The organism is Paenibacillus sp. Soil750 (genome assembly GCF_001428045.1).
GTDB classification, from domain to species: Bacteria; Bacillota; Bacilli; order Paenibacillales; family NBRC-103111; genus Paenibacillus_E; species Paenibacillus_E allorhizoplanae.
Map to the genome: position 1 here is coordinate 99,416 of NZ_LMSD01000010.1, position 21,992 is coordinate 121,407.

The following is a 21,992-nucleotide window of genomic DNA, read 5'->3' on the forward strand; positions in this document are numbered from 1 at the left end:
CGAATAGCCAGTTGCTAAGCAAGAAAAAAGTGCATAAACAACAACGAACCTGTCAGAACCGTAATCGCCACGACAATCGAAAGTGTTAATACAAATCGTGCCTTGAAAATCGATAGCATCATTAAAGTACTCTTCACGTCGATCATGGGCCCGAATACTAAGAAAGCAAGCAGGGAGCCAGGTGAAAATGACTTGGCGAAGGAGACTGCGACGAAGGCGTCTGTGGTTGAGCATAAGGAGAGCAGGTAGGCGAATCCCATCATGAACACATGAGAGATGAAAGCGCCCTGGCCGATAGCGCTCAGACTGTCCTGTGCCACGAATGTCTGTATCAGAGCTGTTAGCAAGGCGCCTAGCATCAAGTACTTGCTCATCTCGAAAAGCTCGGAGGAGCCGTGGCTGACCATGGTCATGAGCCGGCTGTCTCCGTGGGCATGGTTGTGGCCATGGTGGTCATGTCCATGATCATCATGCTTATGATTGTGACTATGATCATGAGCATGACTGTGATCGTGCTTGTGATCGTGAGCGTGGCCGTGATGATGATCATGCTGATCGATGTGTTGGCTTCCATGCGTATGGTTATGGCGAGGCAGGCTTGCTGCTGCAGGCTCAATCGGATGCCGCAAAGGGTTGCTTTTGAGGAATCGCGTGAGCAGGAAGCCAATAACCAGCGCGACGCCAAAAGTAAGCCCCATACGTGAATAGGCCATAGCAGGGTTATCGCGAAAAGCCATCCAAGTGGAAGCAAAGACGATGGGGTTAAGGATAGGTCCCACTAGAATGAAAATAACAGCGATATAGACCGGCATGCCTTTGCGCATCAACCTGCGCACGAAAGGGATCATGCCGCACTCACAGAGGGGAAACATAATTCCCAGCACGCAGGCGAATAACACACCACCGAGGGGGTGTTTGGGGGTCATTCGCTGAATTACACCTTCGGGAATGAAGTTTTCTACGATGGTAGAGAGAAGAACGCCGAGAATCATGAACGGAAGGGCATCTAAGAAGATGTCCATAAAAGCCATAAAGACATGGCTGATCGGTTCCATGACCATCCCCATTGGGGGGAGTTGTCTTGTTGTTACAATCAGAAACAAGAGAAACACGCAAATCACCGAGGAGACGGGAAGGCTCCAGCGGTATAGAGTTGAGGACAATACAGTGACACCCCTTTGCCGAAGGAATTGGTATGTAACTATCCTATGTACATGCTGGGCTATCTAGGACAATGTCCTTGATTGACATTGATACTTAAGCGTGTATAATAATAGGAAATCAATTGCGATGATAGGAACAAGTACGTTTGTCTCCCGTTTCTCAGAGAGCCGGTGGTAGGTGCGAACCGGTGAAACAAGCAGACCGAATGGATCCTTGAGCTTGAAGCTGAACACTGTGTAGAATCACCGGAACCTAGGCCGGATTAAAACCACAGTTAATTATGCTTAACGGTAGCTCTCCGTTATCAGAGCCTGAAGGTTTACATGCACATAACTACGGTTATGTAGGTAGACAAATTAGGGTGGTACCACGGTCTCTCGTCCCTTGCGGAGGGAGGCTTTTTTGTTGTCTTTTTTAGCGATACGAATGAGAAATAGTGAAAAATCATTGGAGGTATTTGGAATGAAACGTGTATTATCTGGCATGCAATCCAGCGGTCAGCTGACGATTGGCAATTATATTGGTGCGCTTCGCAACTTTGTGAAGCTGCAAGAACTTCATCGCTGTTATTTCATGGTGGTCGATATGCATGCGATCACAGTACCGCAAGATCCAGCCGCGCTGCGGGAACAAACGGAGTCCATCGCTTCTTTATACATTGCTTCGGGACTAGATCCGAATAAGGCTTCTGTCTTCCTACAGTCCCATGTTCACGCACATGCGGAGTTAGGCTGGATTATGACGACACTGACGCATATGGGCGAGCTTGAGCGCATGACACAATTTAAAGATAAGTCCGAAGGGAAAGAATCAGTCGGTGCAGGACTATTCACGTATCCATCTCTGATGGCGGCTGACATCTTGTTATATAACGCAGATCTTATTCCAGTTGGAGACGATCAGAAACAACATCTGGAACTGACGCGTGATCTGGCTAACCGATTTAATAACCGTTTCGGCGATATGTTTACAATGCCACAGCCCTATATGCCTGAGGTAGGCGCCCGTATTATGTCACTAGATGATGCTTCCAAGAAGATGAGCAAGAGCAGTCCGAATGCCGGCAGTTACATTGCGATGCTCGACGAGCCAGATGTCATTCGTAAGAAGCTTAGTCGTGCTGTTACGGATTCTGGGCGTGAAGTGAAGTATGATCCTCAGAATAAACCTGAGGTTAGTAACTTAATGTCGATTTATTCTCACTTTGCGGAGATGAGTTTAGCGGAGATTGAGGTCAGGTATGACGGGCAGGGTTATGGTCCTTTCAAAAAGGAACTGGCCGAACACATCGTTTCTGTTCTGGAGCCGATCCAACAGCGCTATCGTGAGATTCGCAGTTCGGGAGCTATTTTTGACATTTTGAAAAAAGGTGCGGACGAAGCTGCCGAAGTGGCGAATCAAACGCTGCTTGAAGTAAAGAAACGGATGGGCTTTATTGTTCGCTAAGCGCATCTCTACACATACAAAAAGCTCAAATCCCACTAACAGAGGATTTGAGCTTTTTGTTCATTCAGAAGGTGTGTTTTTCCGACGACGCATTTTGGCTTTTGTTACAAAGCCGTAACCGATAAACCCTAACGAAATGAGGGAGAAGAGAAGCACCATCCACGGCTCGCGTAGAGCGATGAATAGGGAAATGCAAGCGAGCAGCAGCGTCCCAACAACTGCGAATAGGAGAGCAAGTGGTTTACTCAAAATAGGCGACCTACTTTCTTGAAGTTCATGACATCTTCTTATATTAAACTTTTTTTAGCGCTGTGCATATAAATTCATTTCCTCCACATACTATCTTTGCAAGCTTGCAAATACATCAAAGATTATAGCTGACTGAAAGGAGTACGATCCTGATGGCACAATCTCGTAGCAACACACTGGTAGTTCCGCAAGCCAATCAAGCTCTAGACCAATTGAAATATGAGGTAGCTCAAGAGCTGGGCATTCAAATTCCTCAAGACGGTTACTATGGAAACATGGCAACCCGTGACACTGGTTCCATTGGTGGTGCGATTACTCGCCGGTTGGTACAAATCGCCGAGCAAACGCTAGCGGGGCAATCTGGTTCTAATTTCCGTTAATTAGATACTTGTATCCGTACTAGCATACCCGAATTAAGTAATAATAAAGCCCAGGAGCCTAAATAGCTCCTGGGCTTTTGGTGCGTGTGGTAAGCGAAGCTACGAAAAAGAAGGCCCCTGCAACCATGCAAGGGCCTCATTTTAATAAAGATCAACTTTCAACTTCTTCTCAAGTTTCGTATCGTTCACCCAGCCTACATAAGAATCAAGCGTTTGGAAATTGCGGTCCATCCGAATCACGCCGACGAACGGGAATTGCTTGCGATGACGGTAGCGTACGTCCGCCCATCGGACTTCATAGCCCCACCGATGTTCTTTGACCTCAGCACAGGTGAAAGAGGAGAAATAGAGCAGCGCTTGGATGTCCTCGTGCTGCTTGGAAACCTCGACGGCGGGGTGGTCAGAGCAGGTGATGGTGTCCAGCCATTTTAGCTTGCCATTTTTGAGTTCGCCTAATTGGTAGGTTCCGTCTATGCACTCTTTCACAACATTCCAGACATAGAGGTTGAATGTTACAATAAGGGTATATTTATCGCCGGGCTGATAAGTAGCATCTTTGCGATAGAGACCTTTTTCAATAATAGCATGGTCCAGAGTTCGCCAAATGTAGTACAACGCAAGTAAGCCGTATAAGGTAGGGAAAATCAGCTGCGGCTTCGCTAGATGGAAGGACCACATGAAGATCGCGGCAATGTGACTTGTGAATATGAAAGGATCAAAGATGTGAATGATGTTCCATGACACCCATTTTTCCGAAAAAGGTCGAATAGCTTGCGTACCATAAGTATTGAAACAGTCGGTGAACACATGAACGCAAACCGCGATACCGATCCACATAGCGAGATGCAGGAAGGATATGCCGTGGAAAAATGGCGCAAGAGCACCAGTAATCAACAACGTCCACAAGGGAAGGGCGGGCAATGAATGTGAGCGACCACGATGATTGCGAATATAGAGGGCATTGCCCTTGAATCGTAGCAGTCCATCAATATCGGGAATCTGAGAGCCGACGACAGTTCCAATGAAAACAGCAGTTGTTGCTGCCGTATTTGCGGAAATACTAGGATCGATTTGCGAGAGCCCTGCTAATCCTAAACCAATGACGAGATGAGTGCCTGTATCCAACTGGTTATCCTCCTAAGTGTTCTGTACACATGGTTTCTTCTGTATCTGAGCTGAGGGGTCAAATTTACATCTTGCTCTTAGTTTACCATTTTAGAGCAAAAAATAAATCAGAAGGAGATCTAAAAATGTCTAAAGTTTTTGTAGAGTATGCCATAAAACCGGAATTTCGAGCTTCTTTTCTCATCTATATGCAAGGACAACAGCTGCGGGAAGGGCGTTTGGAGCTATTGGAGGGGACCGATCAAGAAGGACTTTATGTAGAAATTTGGCATGATGTAACGTATGAAGACTACCTGAGCATGAAGGAGGAACGATTGAACGTTGAACGATTGCGTGATGGGCAGCATGGCGATTGGGAGCAATGGATCAAAGGCGGCATCCCAAAATTGCACATGTGGCATTTCTCACCAGCTACGTATTCTTAAAACAAAAAAACCGCTGCTCTCTATACGAGCAACGGCTTTCTTATGCGATTCAGTTATTATCTGGAGAGTGCTCCGCCCCGGAAGGGGTAGGTGTAATTGAGTTCTTCATCAAATGTAATGTAATCCAAATTCACCATAAGTAATAGGAAACGCATGCCAGTAACAGGATCACTGATAATGATATGATCTCTTCCTGCGGCTTCTAATCTTCCTTTGAAAATTTTGGCGTTCCACTCGGAGTTGTTTTCATATGTCATATAGATGGTTGCCATTTTACCAAGGTTCAAACGAAGAATATTTTCGATATACGATTCTTCAAATGCTGGAAGTCCCGGTACATTCACGCCTGTTTGTAAACCGCTTCCTGATGGTGTGAGGACAGATCCGGCTGGTGTTTGGGGAACAACTTTATTCGTAATTGCAGTTGGAACGGGGTAAGCTGGATACGGATTACCATATTGCATTTGCGGCATTGCTTGATTACCTATTTTGTAGGGGTTATTCAACATGATGATAATTTCCTCCTTGAGCTTTCCATACGAAAGCTTTCTTCATAAATGTGTTTGAGCGATCGAAAAGGTCATTTTCCATAATCATCATATTGTGCTTCTGCCTAATTGGTGACGAATTTGTGGGCATTTTATAAAACAAAAAAGCTCCCGAAGGAGCTTTATCAAAGTAGAAATTTATAACCGACACCCCACACCGTCTTGACGTGCTTGGGTTCTTTAGGATCATCCTCGATTTTTTTGCGAAGGTTGGCGATATGTACATCGATTGCACGCTCAGTTACCTGGGAATCAAAGCCGCGAACACGATTTAACAATTCTTCTCGACTGTAAACCCTGCCTTGATTTTGCCAGAAAAGCTTCATAATTTCGTATTCGGAGAAGGTTGTCTCGATATTCCTGCCGTTAACATATAGGCAGCGCTTTTCTAAATCCAAGTGGATCCCTAGGGGATCAAGCACGTCAGATGGCGATTGTGCCTGTGAAGGGTAGGCGTTGGAACGTCGAAATAAGGCTTGTATTCTGGCTGATAGCTCTCTCATCGAAAATGGTTTGCATAAATAGTCATCAGCACCTGTTTGAAGGCCCTTCACACGATCCGAAACTTCGTTCTTGGCGGATACCATCAAGATCGGTATGTTTGAAGTCTGACGAATTGTTGTACACAGCTGAATCCCATCCATATCAGGCAGCATAAGATCAAGAATAATCATATCAGGTTGAAAATCCCGGAATAAGACCTCGCCTTGTCGGCCGTTCTCTGCTCGTTTCACTTCATAGCCATCTTCGTATAAGTAAATGGACATCATTTCACCGATACTTAAATCGTCTTCGATGATTAAAATTTTGGACATACAGGTTCCCCTCCTTTTCCTTTAAAAGGCTAGGTGCTCGATATGCCTTCCCGCAAAAATCGATCCTATCTATATGACATGTTATCCTATCCATTTTGTGACGTCCAGTTTTAACTTATTTTTAAACAGAGAAAAGAAGCTGATCTTTACTTGAACCTTCAATCTTTAGGTCAAGTTAGTCAGCTTCATTCGGTTTGGGGGAGTAAGGATGAGAACGATCATACCGTCAAATGCTTCCGGACGAGATCTTCGCTCAGATGCTCTGCTTTCCCTTCGGCAGCAATGGTGCCGCGGTCAAGTACATAGTAGTAATCAGCGATGCTTGTAGCGAATTCTAAGCTTTGCTCTACTAAGAGAACGGCAATTTCGCGATTGCGCTTAATCGTTTCAATGATCGCCTCAATCTCCATGACGATAGATGGCTGTATCCCCTCCATAGGTTCATCCAGGAGCAATAGTTTAGGTCCTGGAGCTAATGCCCGTGCGATAGCTAATTGCTGCTGTTGACCGCCACTGAGGTCCCCTCCTTTGCGATGGAGCATTTGTCGAAGGACGGGAAACGTATCGAAGATCGTATCCGGTAATTTCTTGCGACGATCGGATGAGGCTTCTAAGCCTAATAAAAGATTCTCTTCGACAGATAGCTGGGGAAATATTTCCCTGCCCTGTGGTACATAGCCAATGCCTGACTTGGCACGGCGATCTGGTGAAGATGAAGTGATGTCAGCATCTGAGTACTGAATGGAACCCGATCGGGGCTTAATGAGTCCCATAATGCTTTTCATTAATGTTGATTTTCCAACCCCATTGCGCCCCATTAGACAAACGATCTGACCAGGTCTTACTTCGAGGTTGACGTTACGGATGACCATACTTTCGCCATAGCCGGACTCTATACCTTGTAGTTTAAGCACCGCGTTCAACTCTCCTTCCGAGGTAGACTTCCGCCACTTTATCGTCATTCTGAATCTCTTGCATGGTGCCTTCGCGCAGGACAGTTCCTTCATGGAGAACTGTTACCATTCTAGCGAATTGGCGTACGAAAGCCATGTCGTGCTCAACGACGATAATCGTTTGATTCGCTGCAATTTCATGGAGCAGCTCCCCTGTCTTCTCTGTTTCACTATCCGTCATGCCAGCAGCGGGCTCATCGAGCAGCAAGAGATCAGGCTCTTGCATGAGCAGCATGCCGATTTCAAGCCACTGCTTCTCCCCATGGGAGAGGGAGCCTGCACGTTCTTTGGCTTTAGTTTGCAGACCGATCATATCAAGTCTGAGGTGAAGTCGTTCTCTTTGTTCACTTGTGGTTTTGGCCCAAAGCGCGCTGAGAAGGCCGCGCTGCTGCTTCATGGATAGCGCCAAATTTTCAAACACTGTCAAAGTCGAGAAAACGGTAGGCGCCTGGAATTTGCGTCCAATCCCAAGCTGAGCAATTTGGTGCTCTTGATGCTTGGTGAGATCAATCGAATCCTTGAATATGACGTGGCCTTGGGAAGGCTTTACTTTGCCGCAAATGACATCAAGCAGCGTTGTTTTGCCTGCACCATTCGGACCGATAAGGAAGCGGAGTTCTCCTTGTTTTAACGAGAAATCAAGATTTCGTAAGGCTTTGAAACCGTCGAAGTTCACCTCAAGTCCCTTGACGCTCAGGATTGTCTCGTCAGTTGTCGGTTGTTGTTTCGCTAATTGTCCTAGCATTGAAATGTTCCCCTTTCCGGTTTGCATAAGCTCGGTTAAGTTTCTATGACTTCTTGCGATGTAGAGATCTGCTTCGGATGCTGTTTTCTGTCTCTTTTCCAATTAGAGAAATAGTGGGTCAATGTGCCAACGATTCCCTTCGGTAGTAAAAGAACAACGACGATGAACATGGCGCCAAGCATGATGGGCCACCAAGCCGGATAGGCTTCGCTAAAGGTTGTTTTAGCTGCATTCGTAACTAATGCTCCAAGAACAGCTCCGCCAATTGTTGAACGACCGCCAATGGCTACCCATAGCACCATTTCAATAGATGGTACAATACCCATTTGTGCAGGGGAGATAATCCCTTCTTGAAGTACGAAGAGCACGCCGGCAAGCCCAGCTAACCCTGCGGAGAGGCAGTAGATAAATACCTTATACGTAACGGGATTATAGCCAATGAAACGCACCCGATTCTCACCATCACGAATGGCTGTGAGAATGTTGCCAAGTCTGCTAGTCACTAGCATCGTGCTAAGGATCAACACGACGAGTACGACAGCTAAAGTGAGATAGAAAAACAGCAGCTTTGTTGATTGTGACTGTAGATTCAGACCGAGAAAGGTCGTAAAATTCGTCAAACCATTCGTCCCGCCTGTATAACCTTGCTGCCCAACGAAGAGCGTCACCGTAATGATGACTAAGGCTTGGGATAAAATGGAGAAGAATGCGCCTTTGATCCGATTGCGGAACGTGAAATATCCAAGGATGAAGGCGACGATCATCGGTACAATGAGCGCTAATAGGAACGCGGCCGCGGCACTGTGGAACGGCACCCAGAACCACGGCAAGCTTTTGACACCACTCCAGGACATGAAATCAGGCAATTGATTTGGCGTGGAGGCCAGCTTCAAGTGCATGGCCATACAATAAGCGCCGAGACCGAAATAAACGCCATGACCAAGGCTCAAAATGCCGGTATATCCCCAGATTAAATCAATTCCGATCGCGATAATGGCATAAGCCAGGAATTTGCCGAGTAAGGATAAACGAAAGTCAGACAAGAATAGGGGGGCAAGCGCGATGAGTAGTAGGCAGATCCCATAGATGGTTAGTTTGAGCTTAGATTGTTTGGCAAAAAGCATAGATGGTAGTCACATCCTTTCTTCAATCTAAGGATCTCGAACGCATCGTTACAAGTCCCATTGGTTTCCATTGTAGGAAGGCGATGATCAGTGTAAATACAAGTACCTTACCGAGTGTAGCGCTGGTTGTATATTCCAATGCTGTATTGAATACGCCGATTCCTAACGCACCAGCTACAGTGCCGATTAGCTTGCCGATTCCGCCAAGTACGACGACCATGAAGGCATCTACAATATAATAGGTCCCAATTGTGGGCCCGATCGGTCCAAGTAAAGATAGGGCACAACCGGCGATACCTGCCATAGCGGATCCGAAAGCGAAGGATTGGGCATCAACTCTACGGGTAGATATTCCTAAACATGAAGCCATTTGGCGATTTTGCATAACCGCTCTCATGCGTCTTCCGCCAGCAGAGTGATAGAGATACAGATAGATAATCAAGATGCATAATGCCACAAGCCCAATGATAAAGAGTCTCTTATATGGAAGAATTAAGTCTGCCGTTACATGCCATCCGCCTTCTAGCCATTGTGGTGCTTTCACAGCGACGTTAGGAGCGCCGAAGATGGATCGCGCAATTTGCTGTAAGGCAAGGGAAACGCCCCAGGTAGCGAGTAGGCTATCCAACGGTCTGCCGTACATGAAGCGAATGAGTACAACTTCGAGTAGCCAGCCTATGGCGAAAGCAACGACAAAGGCGACGCCGAGTGAAACGACGAAATACCAGCCGAATGCAGAAGCGGGCATATACGATTGAAACCATTTCTGTACGAGGTAGGCCATATAAGCACCGATCATAATAAATTCGCCGTGCGCCATATTCATGACGTTCATGAGACCGAAGGTAATGGCGAGACCGATTGCGATCAAAAGCAGAATGGAACTTAAGCTGAGTCCGTTAAATATTTGGAGCAGCAGCAAACTCATGGCAACATCTCCTTTCTGAAGTGGGAGTAAAATGATGAAATCCAGGACTGCGGTTAAGCAGTCCTGGTTTCTGAGTACCAACTTGTAAGGATTATTTCGTTACTTCTGTGCCCCAAGGGTATGTTTTGAGGAATGGATCTGGTTTGAGTGCTTTACCAGAATTCCAAATTTCTTTGATTTGGCCATCTGCTGTAATTTGGCCGATACGTGCTGTTTTGTAAATATGTTGATTCTCACCATCAATGGTGACTTTACCTTCAGGTGAATTCCACTCGATTCCTTTGGCTGCTGCTTTTACTTTCTCTACATCAAAGGAACCTGCTTTTTTCACAGCTTCAGCCCACAGATACACAGCAGTGTACCCAGCTTCAATTGGATCATCCGTTACGCGGTCCTTACCGTATTTGGCTTTGTAAGCCTCAACGAACTTCTTGTTTTCAGGTGTATCTGTTGTTTGATAGTAATTCCATGCTGTGTAGTGACCATCGAGAACGGAAGCACCGATACCACGGACTTCTTCTTCGGCAATACTCACGGACATAGTTGTTAAATCTTTAGCCGAAATTCCAGCATCTTTCAGCTGCTTGAAGAAAGCAACGTTACTATCACCGTTCAATGTGTTGAAGACAACGTCTGGTTTTTCCTTTTTAATCTTACTAATGATTGTATTGTAGTCCGTGTGTCCAAGCGGTGTATATTCTTCAGCAACCAATGTTCCGCCATCCGCTTTCAACTGCTCTTTAATAATTTTGTTGGCTGTTCTAGGGAAGACGTAGTCGGAACCAAGGAGGAAGAATTTCTTGCCTTTGTTTTGTAGAAGCCATGTTACTGCGGGGATGATTTGTTGGTTCGTTGTTGCACCGATGTAGAAGATGTTAGGTGAGGATTCTACACCTTCATACTGTACCGGGTACCACAGTAATCCTTTGTTTTGCTCGACAACCGGTAGTACTGCTTTACGGCTAGCCGATGTCCAACAACCGAAAATTGTTACTACGCTGTCTTTTTGCAGGAGCTTCTTTGTCTTCTCTGCAAAAGTTGGCCAATCCGATGCCCCATCTTCGATCACGGGTTTAATCTTCTTGCCCAATAGTCCCCCAGCTGCATTAATTTCATCAATCGCCATGAGCTCAGCATCTCGAACAGATACCTCACTGATGGACATTGTACCTGTTAGTGAGTGAAGAATACCCACTGGTACGGTATCGCCAGATGTTGAAGCCACAGGTGCAGTCGTCGTAGAGGTGGTAGATTCTGTCTTCGCACAGCCGGCCGCTACTAACATCAAAGCCATACTTAGTGCAACTGTAAGCTTACCTTTGTTTCTTATCTCTCTCATTCACGTCCCACTCCCTTGCCTTACAAGATTTGGATTACATGGCTTATGATAAATGGCGATACAAGTCAATGTCAACATACATGACACTAATTAAATATTATTTGGTGAAAATGCACAAAACCACGTGAAATTCTTGTAAAAATCACATGAAGACGAAATATTTGTTCATTTAATACGATTTTTATGTCAATATACATAACATTAAAGATTTACAATCGTGAAATACACGAATATAATGAGTGTAAAGGATTGCCATTATTCGGATTTAGATGAGGTGAGAAACGTGCATTTAACGGAAAGAGAGAAAGAGAAGTTACTCATTACCGTAGCTGCTGACTTAGCTAGACGAAGGCTTGCCAGAGGCTTAAAGCTGAATTATCCAGAAAGTATTGCTCTGTTGACTTCCGAGATTATGGAAGGTGCAAGGGATGGCTTGACGGTCGCACAGCTCATGGCATTCGGTACGACTATATTGAAGGCAGATCAAGTAATGGAAGGTGTGCCTCAAATGATTCACGAAGTGCAAGTGGAAGCCACGTTCCCCGATGGAACCAAATTAGTTACCGTACATGAACCTATTACTTAATTACCGAAATAAACGGCTACACCGTCCTCTTAGGACGGATGCGTTTATCTAGAAATTAAGCCAACTTATTGTGTGAAACATATTAATTCTTATATTTTCATGAAAGGGGCGAGCACATGGTTCCCGGTGAATATCGAACAGCCAAAGGTTATATAGAAATGAATGCCCTCAGACAGACAATAGAAATCATCGTTACGAATACAGGAGATCGACCGGTTCAAGTGGGGTCGCATTTTCATTTTTTTGAAGTTAATCGAGGGTTGGATTTTTCAAGAGAGCTAGCCTTTGGCATGCGCCTAGACATTCCAGCAGGAACGGCAGTTCGTTTCGAACCTGGTGAGCAGAAACCGGTTCAACTTGTCGAATTAGGCGGAGCCAAATTGAGCTACGGACTTAACAATTTGAGTCAAGGATTAGCGGTAAAAGACAAAATGCCGGCCGAAACAAAAGCTAGATGGCAGACTTGGGAGGGGATGCTCGGTGAGTCGAATAGATCGTAAGAACTATGCACTGATGTTTGGCCCTACAACAGGCGATGCCATTCGATTGGCAGACACAGAGCTCTGGGCGCAAATCGAACATGATTACACCGTATACGGGGATGAATGTAAATTTGGCGGTGGGAAAGTCATCCGTGACGGCATGGGACAATCTAGCGGTGCGACCCGTGCACAGGGTGTTCTAGATACCTTAATAACGAATGCTGTCATTATTGATCATTGGGGCATTGTCAAAGGTGATATCGGTATTCGGGATGGTCATATTGTTGCTATTGGCAAAGCAGGCAACCCGGATATTATGGATGGCGTGCATCCGAATATGATCGTAGGTGCGAGTACCGAGGTTATTGCAGGTGAGGGTAAAATTATAACGGCTGGCGGCATCGACGCGCATATCCATTTCATTTGTCCGCAGCAAATTGAAACTGCGCTTTCCTCAGGTGTGACGACGATGATCGGCGGTGGTACAGGGCCAGCAACAGGCACGAATGCAACAACCTGCACACCTGGTGCATGGCACATGCAGCGGATGTTGGAGGCAGCCGAAGCATTTCCGATGAATCTGGGCTTTACCGGCAAAGGGAACTCTTCCTTCTTGGAGCCTCTGACGGAACAAATTGAAGCTGGCGCAATTGGTTTGAAGCTTCATGAGGATTGGGGAACAACGCCTGCAGCAATCGACATGTGCTTGGAAGCGGCAGATCGTTATGATGTGCAAGTAGCGATTCATACGGATACATTAAATGAAGCGGGATTTCTTGAGGATACGCTTGCAGCGATCAAAGGACGTACCATTCATACGTATCATACCGAGGGAGCGGGTGGCGGTCATGCACCGGATATTATCCGAGCGGCCGCTGAGCTGAATGTTCTGCCCTCCTCGACAAATCCGACACGCCCGTACACGATCAATACAATCGAAGAACATTTGGATATGTTGATGGTATGCCATCACTTGGATAGTCGAATTCCGGAAGATGTCGCTTTCGCCGATTCTCGGATTCGCCCTGAGACGATTGCAGCGGAGGATATTCTGCATGACCTAGGCGTGTTCAGTATGCTGAGCTCCGATTCACAGGCGATGGGGCGAGTGGGTGAGGTCATTATTCGAACGTGGCAAACGGCGGATAAAATGAAAAAACAGCGCGGACCGCTAGCTCCCGATACCGAAGACAATGATAATTTTCGAATCAAACGCTACATGGCGAAATATACAATAAATCCAGCGATTACCCACGGTATCTCGCATCTGGTAGGGTCGATTGAACCAGGTAAATTCGCAGATTTGGTCGTTTGGAGTCCGATGTTTTTCGGTGTGAAGCCGGATCTCGTCCTTAAAGGCGGCAGCATTGCTTATGCCCAAATGGGAGATCCGAACGCATCCATCCCAACACCGCAGCCTGTATTCGGTAGACCGATGTTCGCTGCATTTGGGAAAGCGTTGACGCAAAGCTCGATTACCTTCGTTTCTCAGGCAGCGTATGACAGCGGAATCAGGGAGCGATTCGGATTGCAGAAGCGGATTGAGCCGGTGAAAGGCTGCCGCAGCATTTCGAAGAAAGATATGATTCATAACGACGGAACTCCTTCTATAGAAGTGAATCCGGAAACCTACGAGGTGAAGGTTGATGGCGAAGCCGTGACCTGTGAGCCTGCGACAGAGCTGCCGATGGCACAGTTATATTTCTTATTTTAAATAGAATGGAAGAAAGTCCCGACCGAGGTGACAACAATGACTGCGTTAGAACATCCGCCGTTCCATTGGTTAGCCTATCAGCAACTGTTGGATTCGGCGCTTCCGATTGGTGGGTTTTCCCACTCCTTTGGACTGGAAACACTTGTCCAGCAAGGGAGATTGACGACAATCTCCGAACTGGAAGCCTATATTCGGTCGATGCTTGCGGGAAGCTGGGCATCTTCGGATGCCATGGTCATTAAAGCGGCTTATCTGTACATCCCTCGAGCGGAGTTGGGGCAGCTTTGGGATCTCGACCACATGCTTCATGTGCAGAGGGTAGGGAGTGAGACGCGGAGCGGCGTTCAGAAAATGGGGCGCAGATTGCTCCAATTATCACGTTCGCTGTATCCGGAGCTGAATTGGCAGCCGCTCGATAATGCGGTAAGTGTTGGGAGATGCAGCTCGAATCATCCCGTTGTTCATGGTTGGGTGAGCTACCATTTAGGCGTTCCTCTCCATCAGGCTGCTGAAGGTTATCTATATACGTGTATCATGACTTGTATCAATAGTGCGCTCAGGCTAATGTCCATTGGACAAACGCAAGGTCAGATGCTGCTTGCGAAGCTCGTTCCTTTGACAGGAAGTGAATGGCAGCGAGTTTCACATCTGGATCCAATGGAAGCTTACACGAATTCACCAGCGGCTGATTTAGCTATGATGCAGCATGAAACGTTATATTCACGTTTATTTATGTCATAGAAGGAAATCTAAGTATATATCTGAGGAGGAATTACTATGTGTCAAGGAAACGGTCATCATCATCATCACGAATGGGAGAAGCCAGCAGCAGATCGCAATCGCCCGATGCGAATTGGGATCGGAGGTCCTGTAGGTTCAGGCAAAACAGCGCTAGTAGAACGCTTGGCAAGAAAGCTGAATGACCGCTATAGTATCGCAGTTATTACGAATGACATCTATACGAAGGAAGATGCACGTATTTTGATTAGTTCTGAGGCATTGCCAGAAGAGCGTATCATTGGAGTAGAAACAGGTGGATGTCCGCATACGGCGATCCGTGAGGATGCGTCGATGAATTTCGAAGCGATTGAAGAACTGGAGAGACGATTTGAGAATCTCGATATTATTTTCATTGAGAGTGGCGGTGATAATTTGGCAGCTGCATTCAGTCCGGAGCTCGTGGATCGCTTCATCTATATTATTGATGTGGCTCAAGGGGAGAAAATCCCTCGTAAAGGCGGACCTGGCATCATGCGTTCGGATATGCTAATCATTAACAAAATCGATCTTGCCCCTTATGTCGGCGCCAGCTTAGAAGTCATGGATTCCGATACCAAAAAAATGCGCGGCGAGCGTCCCTATATCTTCTCAAACTTGATGGGTGGTACAGGGGTGGATGATATCGTGTCTTGGGTGGAGACGGAGTTCAGCCATGCCTAAGCTGACTGGGGAGATATCCGCACATTTTGCGGTGCGCAGCGGCTTCACGCGGCTTGTACACAAATATCATGCCTCCCCGCTCAAAATCGCCAAAACGTTTCGTTATGAAAATGAAACGTGCTTAGATGGTGCCGCGCCCAAGGATCAATTGGGCGTTTATATGATGGATTGCTCACCTGGGCTGATGGCCGGTGATCATTATGAAATTAGCGTGCGCCTTGAAGAGGGCGCACGTGTTTTTCTAACGAACCAGTCTTTCACGAAGGTGCATCCTGCGGCTGAAAATCAAGGAAGTACGCAGCATCAGATACTTCGACTTGAATCTGATGCGTTGCTTGAGTATATGCCGGAGCCTTTAATGCTCTATAAGGATGCTGACTTATTCGCAGAAACGGAGGTACATCTATCGAGAGGATCGACATTGGTTTTCTCCGATGTCCTTTGTCCCGGTCGCACACAGCGAGGGGAGATATTTCACTATACAAGGTATGTGAACAGGATGAAGGTCTGGTATGAAGGCGAGCTGATCTTCTATCAGAATCAGCGTGTTGAACCAGGGACGATGGAGCTGTCTTCACCAGGTTGCTGGGAAGGCGAGACGCATATGGGCAATCTGTTTGTCTTCTCAGACCGGCTTGGTCCACGCCACCTTGAAGTCATAGTGGACAAATTAAGTCAGCTGGAAGGCCAAACGGTTCGAGTAGGAGCAAGTCTAACTTACAAATATGGACTTGTTGTGAACGTCATGGGAAGGCATGCCTGGGAGCTGCAAGATGTCTTGACGAAGGCATGGCATCAAATCCGCAGCAGCTTATTGGATTTAACGCCGTTGCTAGTGAATAAATAGGAAGAGGAGGCAGGTTATAACCTGCCTCCTCTTTCTATTTACCACATAACCTGCCTGCGGGTGGGGAATAGGTTTAACGCTAAAGCTTATGGACACAATCCCATTAGCTCAGAATCGTCGGACGTTTGCTAACCTGAGCGAAGGGGATAGTGGCGATAGATCGCTTTATGAGCGCATAGATACGGGCGTTAAGGTGTTCCACGCGTTAATCCTCACAACTTTTTCACATATTCCAAAATGGAATCGAATGGTAAGTGCATTTTCCACGCATACTGGAAGGGAGAATCGACAATATGATGACAACTGCCCGTGCTTCATTGTCAAATGATGTAGGGGTTGGTATGATGAGAATGTTCATTAAGATGTAGGATCGGAAATTCGACATAGAGGAGGTAAACGCACATGGATAATCAAGTCACTTACGAAAATGTTTCAACCGGCTCGTCCCAAGGGCAAGCTGGAACTGATGCCATAGATGCTAGCTCGACGAAAGGTGCAAATGGGCCTGTGACCTTAAAGGAATATTACCGACTGGTGAAACCGGGAATTATTTATTCCAATTTGATGACAGCATTCGCTGGATACTGGGTAGCAGCCAAGTGGGATGTTGACTGGCTCCATTTAATTATGACGATGCTAGGCACAGCACTTGTTATGGCTGGAGGTACGGTACTGAATAATTATCTGGACCGTGAGATGGATGCGAAGATGGAACGCACACAGAATAGAGCACTGCCAAGTGGACGGTTAAGCGCCAATTTTGTTCTTTGGTTCGGAATTATTCTGGGTACGATTGGATTAGGGGTTCTCTATTTAGGGGCGCAGTCACCATTAGCTACATTAATGGGTTTACTTGGATTGTTCTTTTATGTTTGGATCTATACAGCGTGGTTTAAAAGAACATCGGTATGGAGCACATTCGTAGGCGCGATCTCAGGAGCAGTACCACCTCTAATCGGTTATTGCGCGGTTAGTGGGAATATTGATTTGGGAGCGATCTTGGTTTTCTTGTTCTTATTCCTATGGCAGCCACCGCATTTCTGGGCGCTTGGTATTCGCCGTATGGAAGAGTATCGTGCAGCGGGCTTCCCGTTATTGCCGGTAGTCAGAGGAACTTTTGTAACGAAAATTAGTATGGTTCGTTATGTCGTTCTATTAGTACCAGTTACAGTCATGTTAACGGCATATGGTTATGTAGGGACGATCTTCTTAATCGTATCAACAATTCTTGGATTAACGTGGGTTTTCATGAGTGTTAAAGGCTTCAAAGCAAATGGGGAAGCGGAAATTGTATGGGCAAAGCGCATGTTCTTGTTCTCCCTTTTATATTTAACGCTGTTATCGATCTTGATGGTCATTGATACGACAGCGAAAATTTAGTCTGGGGGACGAAAACGATGGGGACGTTTTTGGAGAAAAACTGGTTTAAGCTAGCGCTTGGTGCGATTTTAATTGCGATGATTGCATCCTTCGCTTATAAATTAGTGTCGAACGGAAGTAAGCCGGATGAAAGATTAACAGCAATGAAGGCTGCGCCTTCTTTTACACTGCAAGATTTAGATGGTAAAACAGTTACCTCCGAAAGTATGAACGGTAAAGTACGACTCGTGTATTTCTTTTACTCTTTTTGTCCGGATGTATGCTTACCGACAAGTTTCTTGATTTCACAGGTGCAGGATGAATTGAAGAAAAAGGATTTACTGGGATCCAAAGCGGAAATATTATCGATAACTGTGGATCCAGTAAGGGATACGGCAGAGGTGCTAAAAGCATTCGGAAATCGCTTCGAATCGAAGCCGATTCCAGGCGGATGGACGTTCCTCCGAGGTGAAGAAGCGAAGGTTCATAAGCTTGCTGAAGATTTCGGTATTATGGTGATCAAAGAGAAAGACGGCAATTTCTCACATTCCAATGCGATCTTGCTCGTCGATCCAAAGGGTCAGCTAAGAAATTACTATGATGCAAGTAATCCAGAGTTGGATGCAGATCATATCGTGAAGGATGTTGTAACCCTTTCAAAAGGGAAATAACGCAAAGTGATTATTCATAAGCAGGGTTGGGCGCAGGGTAGATAATATACGCGTCCAGTCCTGCTTTTTCTAATTGCCCAATGAGATATTCTTCTGGCGTGCCTTCAACACCTGCGTAGCCCTTACGGGTATAAATGTGTTCGGCATCTGGAAATGTATCGCGCAGCAAATAACGGATTTTTTTGCCGGATGCATCGTTGTCAGTGAATATATATACAGGCAGATCGCCTACTTTTTTTCGCAACGTGTCAAGCGTAATGGAACTAGGAGTGCCGAAGGTACAATGGATGATGACAGTATCATCAACGACTCGCTTCAACCGACTCTTATCATTTTTTCCCTCAACAATAATGGCAATGGACATGGGATACCTTCACTCCTTTTTAGAGTAGTATACCCCGTTTGGAGCGGCGATCCAAGTAATGCGAAGCTGCGATATTTCCTGGGAAATGACAAGGATTTACAGCATGTGACACATGGAAAAAGGCCTGACGACATCAAGCCTTTTTAGTGAAGAGAAATTATGAAGTTAACATAGGTGATTTGAACGTGCGAAGCGGTAGAAGTGATAGGGCTAGCATAAGGATGAAGAATGCAATGAAGTAGGAGGAAATATGATCGCGAAGCTGACCGGCCATCATGGGTCCGATAAAGGCACCGACCGAATAAGAAATCGATAGCAAAGAAAACACACGACCATATCTAGAGCTGCTGGTAATACTGGCAAGTAAAGCCGCAAGTGCGGGATAAATGACACCTTTGGCCATGCCGATTAAGAAAAGGGATACGGTTAATGGAATTGGCCACTGGATGGCTAATCCGAAGAAAACTGCGGCAAGCCCGATGCTTCCGCTGATTGTTCGTAGAAATGGTGATATTTTATTCAAAAACCAGAATGAGATACTAAGCAATGCGCCTAAACTGACTAATGTGAAAAATACGCCAGAAGTAAGGATTGACTCCCGTGCCGATTGCATTAAGGGAAGCTCGAAGAACAAAATGCCCTGTGAGCAAGAGAGTGCCATGGGAATGAGGAAGAAAAGCCAGGGGATAGCGACACCATCACCGTCATCACCTTCTTTGATATCCTGAGATGCATGGTGACCGTGTGGATCTAAGAGGGCCTTAGAGCTCAACTTGTCCGCTTTGTGAGACAGCATTTCTTTCTCTTTTACACCGAAAATAGCAAGAATACCTGTAATAATAAGGATCCAGCCTAATACGGAAAAAGAGGTTGTAAAGCCAATTTTGGCTACTAATACTGCACCTGCCGCAGGTGAGACTACGGATGCTAGGGTGTGGACCAGACCGTTGCCTGCCATGAGCTTGCTTTGATGAATGCGATCACGTGCTATGCGAGCTAGTAGAGATAAACAAGCAGGTGATAGGAAGGCAAGTACAAATCCACTGATGGAACGGATGTAAAGCAGATGCCACGGATCTTTCACGTTGGATTGAAATAGTAAGATGATCCCTGCTACAATTAAACTACAGACAATGAAAAATTTACTGCCGTATTTGTCTACACCATAGCCTGCAATGAGATTGCCAGGAAGATGTGTGAGTGAATATACGCCCATAATGAGCCCTATAAATGAAGGAGCAGCTCCTAGCGATAAGGCGAAAGGGGATAAAATCGGGTATTGCGCGTGTAAATCAAAAAATGCAACAAACATAAATAGGTACAACCATATGGCTGTTCGCACGGTTTTACCACCTCGATCCTTTAGTTTCATCTCTTCTTAAGTTTTACGCCGCTCGTCCCAAGGATATGACCGTTCGGGACAAATGACACAAATTCGAAACAGGGAGGACACATGGACCCTATCGTTTTTATACTTTTGGCTGCAGTCGGAATTTTTCTTGTTTTTCGTTTAAGGCAATCTTATCGTAGAACTGGAAAAAGCATAGATAAAACCAAAGAAATTGAGCAAAAGCTAGCACAGTTAAGGAAAAAAAGAGATGAAGATTAAGGAGTCCATGTAGTATGATAGGAAGGGACTTTTGGATTATGAGGAGGGGTTAAAGATGGATCAGTGGATTTCGTTTGCACAGGATCGTTGGTATTTAATAGTAGGGGCTATTATTGTTTTATTTATTGTGATTGGTATTGTTAAAACCGTGGTGAAATGGGTCGTAGTCCTTGTCATCGTTGGGGCGCTTATCGTTTATGGAGCGAGTTATAAGGATAAAATAAAAGATATTGGGGCAACGGTTATTTCTCAAGTCAGCGATGATATCAAGGATAAGGCGGTTAGTGCCTTGACTTCCGAAGCCAAAGAGGCGAAATTCAAGGCTAACCCGGACGGTTCCTTCTTAATTACGACGAAAAGTTTGCAAGTAGAAGGGAAACCAGGATCCGACGAGGTTCAGGTTACTTTTCTCGGAAAAACATTCAAAATGAATGCAAATGCTGCCGTGAATGCATTCATTGAGCAAGCAAGGAAAAATGCCTAGTCACTAGCTGGGCTAGCCTATCAAAGGAAGGTGAGTACGCATGACGGATAACGCGTGGTTTTCAACCATTTCAATCAATTTTATATCCATCTTGATCGTTCTCACGATTGCAGCTTCTGTGCTGCAGGGATTTTTCCGTGGTGGCTCTGGCTCAGCCAGGCATTTCGTAGCTATGTTGGTGGAAGCGGTGCTCGCCATCCTCACCATGTTTCTGGCTTGGAAGGGTGTGCAACTGATTTCACCATGGATTCAAACATGGTTGAAAGATCAGAATTTGCAAATTCCGACGGTGGACATAAGTGCGTTAAAACAAGCTTACTATACCGTGATTACTAGTTTACGCGATTTTCCATTACTTCGTTTTGGGGTTTTATTTATCCTTGGCTATGTGATTATCAAACAAATCCTGAATCACTTGGTTGATTTAGTGTTAGGGCGTTGGTTGGCTGAACGATTTGCCATGCCCAAACGGAGCCATTCGATCTTGAGTTCGGTTTCAGGCGGGGCCATTGGATCCATAGCTGGATTTGCTAGAGCTCTTATGCTTATCGCTATTTTGTTCATTTATGTCTCCTTATTCCCTCACTCGATGCTAACCCCGTATATTGAGTCCTCACATATGTATCAAAAAGGAGCTCAAGAAGTAATCTCACCGTTCACAGGTGATTTTATAGCGGAGAAGGCGCCTGTTTTCACACGTGCTGTAGAGCAAGAATTCACGAATATTTTGCAACGAAAATATGAAGTTCTTGACGCGAAAATCCCGGGTAACATTGCGGATGCGGCCAAAGAAATTACAGCGAATGCGACAACGGATGAAGAGAAGGCTAAATTGCTGTACAGTTGGGTCGGAACCCGAGTTCAGTATGATTGGAATAAAGTGAAGCTATATGAAGAACAGCGAATTTGGAAGGAGCAAACACCTGAGGATACGTTCAATACCAAAGAAGGCGTTTGTATTGATTATTCAAGGTTATACGCACAAATGGCCAGATCCATTGGACTTGATGTGAAGGTTGTCACAGGTCTAGGATATGATGGTCAGGGAGGATATGGCCCGCACGCTTGGAATGAAGTGTATCTCAAGGAAACGAATAAGTGGGTACCTCTGGATTCCACTTGGGTGGCAAGCGGAGCAAATTGGTTCAATCCGCCGAATTTCGATCAAACACATGTGAGGGACGTTTAGAGGAGA

Annotated in this window: 26 protein-coding genes and 1 other annotated feature; of the genes, 14 read left to right on the top strand and 12 right to left on the bottom strand. The window is 45.7% G+C overall.

Features of this window, described 5'->3' with window-relative positions; genetic code table 11:
• Window positions 1-14 precede the first annotated feature (14 nt).
• Window positions 15-1,067 carry a permease gene (locus ASL11_RS10895; RefSeq protein WP_082595378.1) on the bottom strand — a complete coding sequence of 351 codons (1,053 nt, stop codon included), beginning with the start codon at window positions 1,065-1,067 and terminating at the stop codon, window positions 15-17.
• A 214-nt stretch (window positions 1,068-1,281) separates the two neighbouring features.
• Window positions 1,282-1,552 (top strand) — a binding site (T-box leader).
• Between the two features lie 74 nt (window positions 1,553-1,626).
• Here ASL11_RS10895 and trpS point away from each other — a divergent pair.
• The gene (trpS, locus tag ASL11_RS10900) at window positions 1,627-2,610 is read left to right on the top strand and encodes a tryptophan--tRNA ligase (protein WP_056613402.1); all 984 of its coding nucleotides are present in this window, start codon (window positions 1,627-1,629) and stop codon (window positions 2,608-2,610) included.
• A 60-nt stretch (window positions 2,611-2,670) separates the two neighbouring features.
• Here trpS and ASL11_RS35740 read toward each other — a convergent pair whose 3' ends face one another.
• Window positions 2,671-2,859 (bottom strand): DUF5325 family protein, encoded by a 189-nt coding sequence (locus ASL11_RS35740; protein WP_082595379.1) that lies wholly within the window; start codon window positions 2,857-2,859, stop codon window positions 2,671-2,673.
• Window positions 2,860-3,011: 152 nt separating this feature from the next.
• Between ASL11_RS35740 and ASL11_RS10905 the strand changes: the two genes are divergently transcribed.
• Entirely contained in the window at window positions 3,012-3,239 is a 228-nt protein-coding gene (locus ASL11_RS10905) for an alpha/beta-type small acid-soluble spore protein (RefSeq protein WP_056613405.1), read from the top strand.
• Between the two features lie 141 nt (window positions 3,240-3,380).
• Here ASL11_RS10905 and ASL11_RS10910 read toward each other — a convergent pair whose 3' ends face one another.
• On the bottom strand, window positions 3,381-4,364 hold the full coding sequence (locus tag ASL11_RS10910) for a metal-dependent hydrolase (RefSeq protein ID WP_056613407.1): 984 nt from the start codon (window positions 4,362-4,364) through the stop codon (window positions 3,381-3,383).
• A 125-nt stretch (window positions 4,365-4,489) separates the two neighbouring features.
• On the opposite strand from ASL11_RS10910, the gene ASL11_RS10915 reads away from it, so the two are divergent.
• Window positions 4,490-4,789: a hypothetical protein gene (locus tag ASL11_RS10915; protein ID WP_056613408.1), complete on the top strand. Its 300-nt coding sequence runs from the start codon at window positions 4,490-4,492 to the stop codon at window positions 4,787-4,789.
• A 56-nt stretch (window positions 4,790-4,845) separates the two neighbouring features.
• Here ASL11_RS10915 and gerQ read toward each other — a convergent pair whose 3' ends face one another.
• The 7 genes from gerQ to urtA form a co-directional block, all read right to left on the bottom strand.
• Window positions 4,846-5,298: a spore coat protein GerQ gene (gene gerQ, locus ASL11_RS10920; RefSeq protein ID WP_056613410.1), complete on the bottom strand. Its 453-nt coding sequence runs from the start codon at window positions 5,296-5,298 to the stop codon at window positions 4,846-4,848.
• A 164-nt stretch (window positions 5,299-5,462) separates the two neighbouring features.
• Entirely contained in the window at window positions 5,463-6,152 is a 690-nt protein-coding gene (locus ASL11_RS10925; protein ID WP_056613412.1) for a response regulator transcription factor, read from the bottom strand.
• Between the two features lie 218 nt (window positions 6,153-6,370).
• Window positions 6,371-7,066, bottom strand: a complete 696-nt coding sequence (gene urtE, locus ASL11_RS10930; protein ID WP_056613414.1) for an urea ABC transporter ATP-binding subunit UrtE — start codon at window positions 7,064-7,066, stop codon at window positions 6,371-6,373.
• Window positions 7,059-7,850, bottom strand: coding sequence for an urea ABC transporter ATP-binding protein UrtD (urtD, locus tag ASL11_RS10935; RefSeq protein WP_056613416.1), 792 nt, complete (start codon window positions 7,848-7,850; stop codon window positions 7,059-7,061). Before urtD ends, urtE begins: the two co-directional genes overlap by 8 nt.
• A 35-nt stretch (window positions 7,851-7,885) precedes the next feature.
• Window positions 7,886-8,974 (bottom strand): urea ABC transporter permease subunit UrtC, encoded by a 1,089-nt coding sequence (urtC, locus tag ASL11_RS10940; protein WP_056613418.1) that lies wholly within the window; start codon window positions 8,972-8,974, stop codon window positions 7,886-7,888.
• 22 nt (window positions 8,975-8,996) lie between these two features.
• Window positions 8,997-9,902 (bottom strand): urea ABC transporter permease subunit UrtB, encoded by a 906-nt coding sequence (gene urtB, locus ASL11_RS10945; protein ID WP_056613419.1) that lies wholly within the window; start codon window positions 9,900-9,902, stop codon window positions 8,997-8,999.
• 91 nt (window positions 9,903-9,993) lie between these two features.
• Window positions 9,994-11,241 (bottom strand): urea ABC transporter substrate-binding protein, encoded by a 1,248-nt coding sequence (gene urtA, locus ASL11_RS10950; protein ID WP_056613421.1) that lies wholly within the window; start codon window positions 11,239-11,241, stop codon window positions 9,994-9,996.
• 283 nt (window positions 11,242-11,524) lie between these two features.
• On the opposite strand from urtA, the gene ASL11_RS10955 reads away from it, so the two are divergent.
• The 8 genes from ASL11_RS10955 to ASL11_RS10990 all read left to right on the top strand — a co-directional run bounded on the left by ASL11_RS10955 (window position 11,525) and on the right by ASL11_RS10990 (window position 18,340).
• The gene (locus ASL11_RS10955) at window positions 11,525-11,827 is read left to right on the top strand and encodes an urease subunit gamma (RefSeq protein ID WP_056613424.1); all 303 of its coding nucleotides are present in this window, start codon (window positions 11,525-11,527) and stop codon (window positions 11,825-11,827) included.
• A gap of 116 nt (window positions 11,828-11,943) precedes the next feature.
• On the top strand, window positions 11,944-12,327 hold the full coding sequence (gene ureB / locus ASL11_RS10960; protein ID WP_056613425.1) for an urease subunit beta: 384 nt from the start codon (window positions 11,944-11,946) through the stop codon (window positions 12,325-12,327).
• Window positions 12,308-14,023, top strand: coding sequence for an urease subunit alpha (gene ureC / locus ASL11_RS10965; protein WP_056613427.1), 1,716 nt, complete (start codon window positions 12,308-12,310; stop codon window positions 14,021-14,023). The genes ureB and ureC overlap by 20 nt, the downstream gene beginning before the upstream one ends.
• 36 nt (window positions 14,024-14,059) lie before the next feature.
• A complete protein-coding gene (locus tag ASL11_RS10970) occupies window positions 14,060-14,764 on the top strand; it encodes an urease accessory protein UreF (RefSeq protein WP_056613429.1) in 705 nt (234 codons plus the stop codon).
• A 36-nt stretch (window positions 14,765-14,800) separates the two neighbouring features.
• Window positions 14,801-15,463 carry an urease accessory protein UreG gene (ureG, locus tag ASL11_RS10975; RefSeq protein ID WP_056613431.1) on the top strand — a complete coding sequence of 221 codons (663 nt, stop codon included), beginning with the start codon at window positions 14,801-14,803 and terminating at the stop codon, window positions 15,461-15,463.
• Complete coding sequence (locus ASL11_RS10980) at window positions 15,456-16,310, top strand: urease accessory protein UreD (protein ID WP_056613433.1); 855 nt, start codon at window positions 15,456-15,458, stop codon at window positions 16,308-16,310. Before ureG ends, ASL11_RS10980 begins: the two co-directional genes overlap by 8 nt.
• Before the next feature lie 402 nt (window positions 16,311-16,712).
• On the top strand, window positions 16,713-17,690 hold the full coding sequence (cyoE, locus tag ASL11_RS10985) for a heme o synthase (protein ID WP_056613435.1): 978 nt from the start codon (window positions 16,713-16,715) through the stop codon (window positions 17,688-17,690).
• Between the two features lie 17 nt (window positions 17,691-17,707).
• Window positions 17,708-18,340 carry an SCO family protein gene (locus ASL11_RS10990; RefSeq protein ID WP_056613437.1) on the top strand — a complete coding sequence of 211 codons (633 nt, stop codon included), beginning with the start codon at window positions 17,708-17,710 and terminating at the stop codon, window positions 18,338-18,340.
• Window positions 18,341-18,350: 10 nt separating this feature from the next.
• Here the strand turns inward: ASL11_RS10990 and ASL11_RS10995 are convergent, their stop codons facing one another.
• Together ASL11_RS10995 and ASL11_RS11000 are read right to left on the bottom strand one after the other, a co-directional pair.
• Window positions 18,351-18,704 carry a toprim domain-containing protein gene (locus tag ASL11_RS10995; RefSeq protein WP_056613439.1) on the bottom strand — a complete coding sequence of 118 codons (354 nt, stop codon included), beginning with the start codon at window positions 18,702-18,704 and terminating at the stop codon, window positions 18,351-18,353.
• A gap of 157 nt (window positions 18,705-18,861) precedes the next feature.
• Entirely contained in the window at window positions 18,862-20,046 is a 1,185-nt protein-coding gene (locus tag ASL11_RS11000; RefSeq protein ID WP_056613441.1) for an MFS transporter, read from the bottom strand.
• Between the two features lie 111 nt (window positions 20,047-20,157).
• On the opposite strand from ASL11_RS11000, the gene ASL11_RS36390 reads away from it, so the two are divergent.
• Genes ASL11_RS36390 through ASL11_RS11010 form a run of 3 tightly spaced genes read left to right on the top strand, consistent with a single transcriptional unit; the run spans window position 20,158 to window position 21,986 of the window.
• On the top strand, window positions 20,158-20,313 hold the full coding sequence (locus tag ASL11_RS36390) for a hypothetical protein (RefSeq protein WP_157256887.1): 156 nt from the start codon (window positions 20,158-20,160) through the stop codon (window positions 20,311-20,313).
• A gap of 55 nt (window positions 20,314-20,368) precedes the next feature.
• A complete protein-coding gene (locus tag ASL11_RS11005; protein WP_056613443.1) occupies window positions 20,369-20,797 on the top strand; it encodes a hypothetical protein in 429 nt (142 codons plus the stop codon).
• A gap of 40 nt (window positions 20,798-20,837) precedes the next feature.
• Window positions 20,838-21,986, top strand: coding sequence for a transglutaminase domain-containing protein (locus ASL11_RS11010; RefSeq protein WP_056613445.1), 1,149 nt, complete (start codon window positions 20,838-20,840; stop codon window positions 21,984-21,986).
• Window positions 21,987-21,992 lie beyond the last annotated feature (6 nt).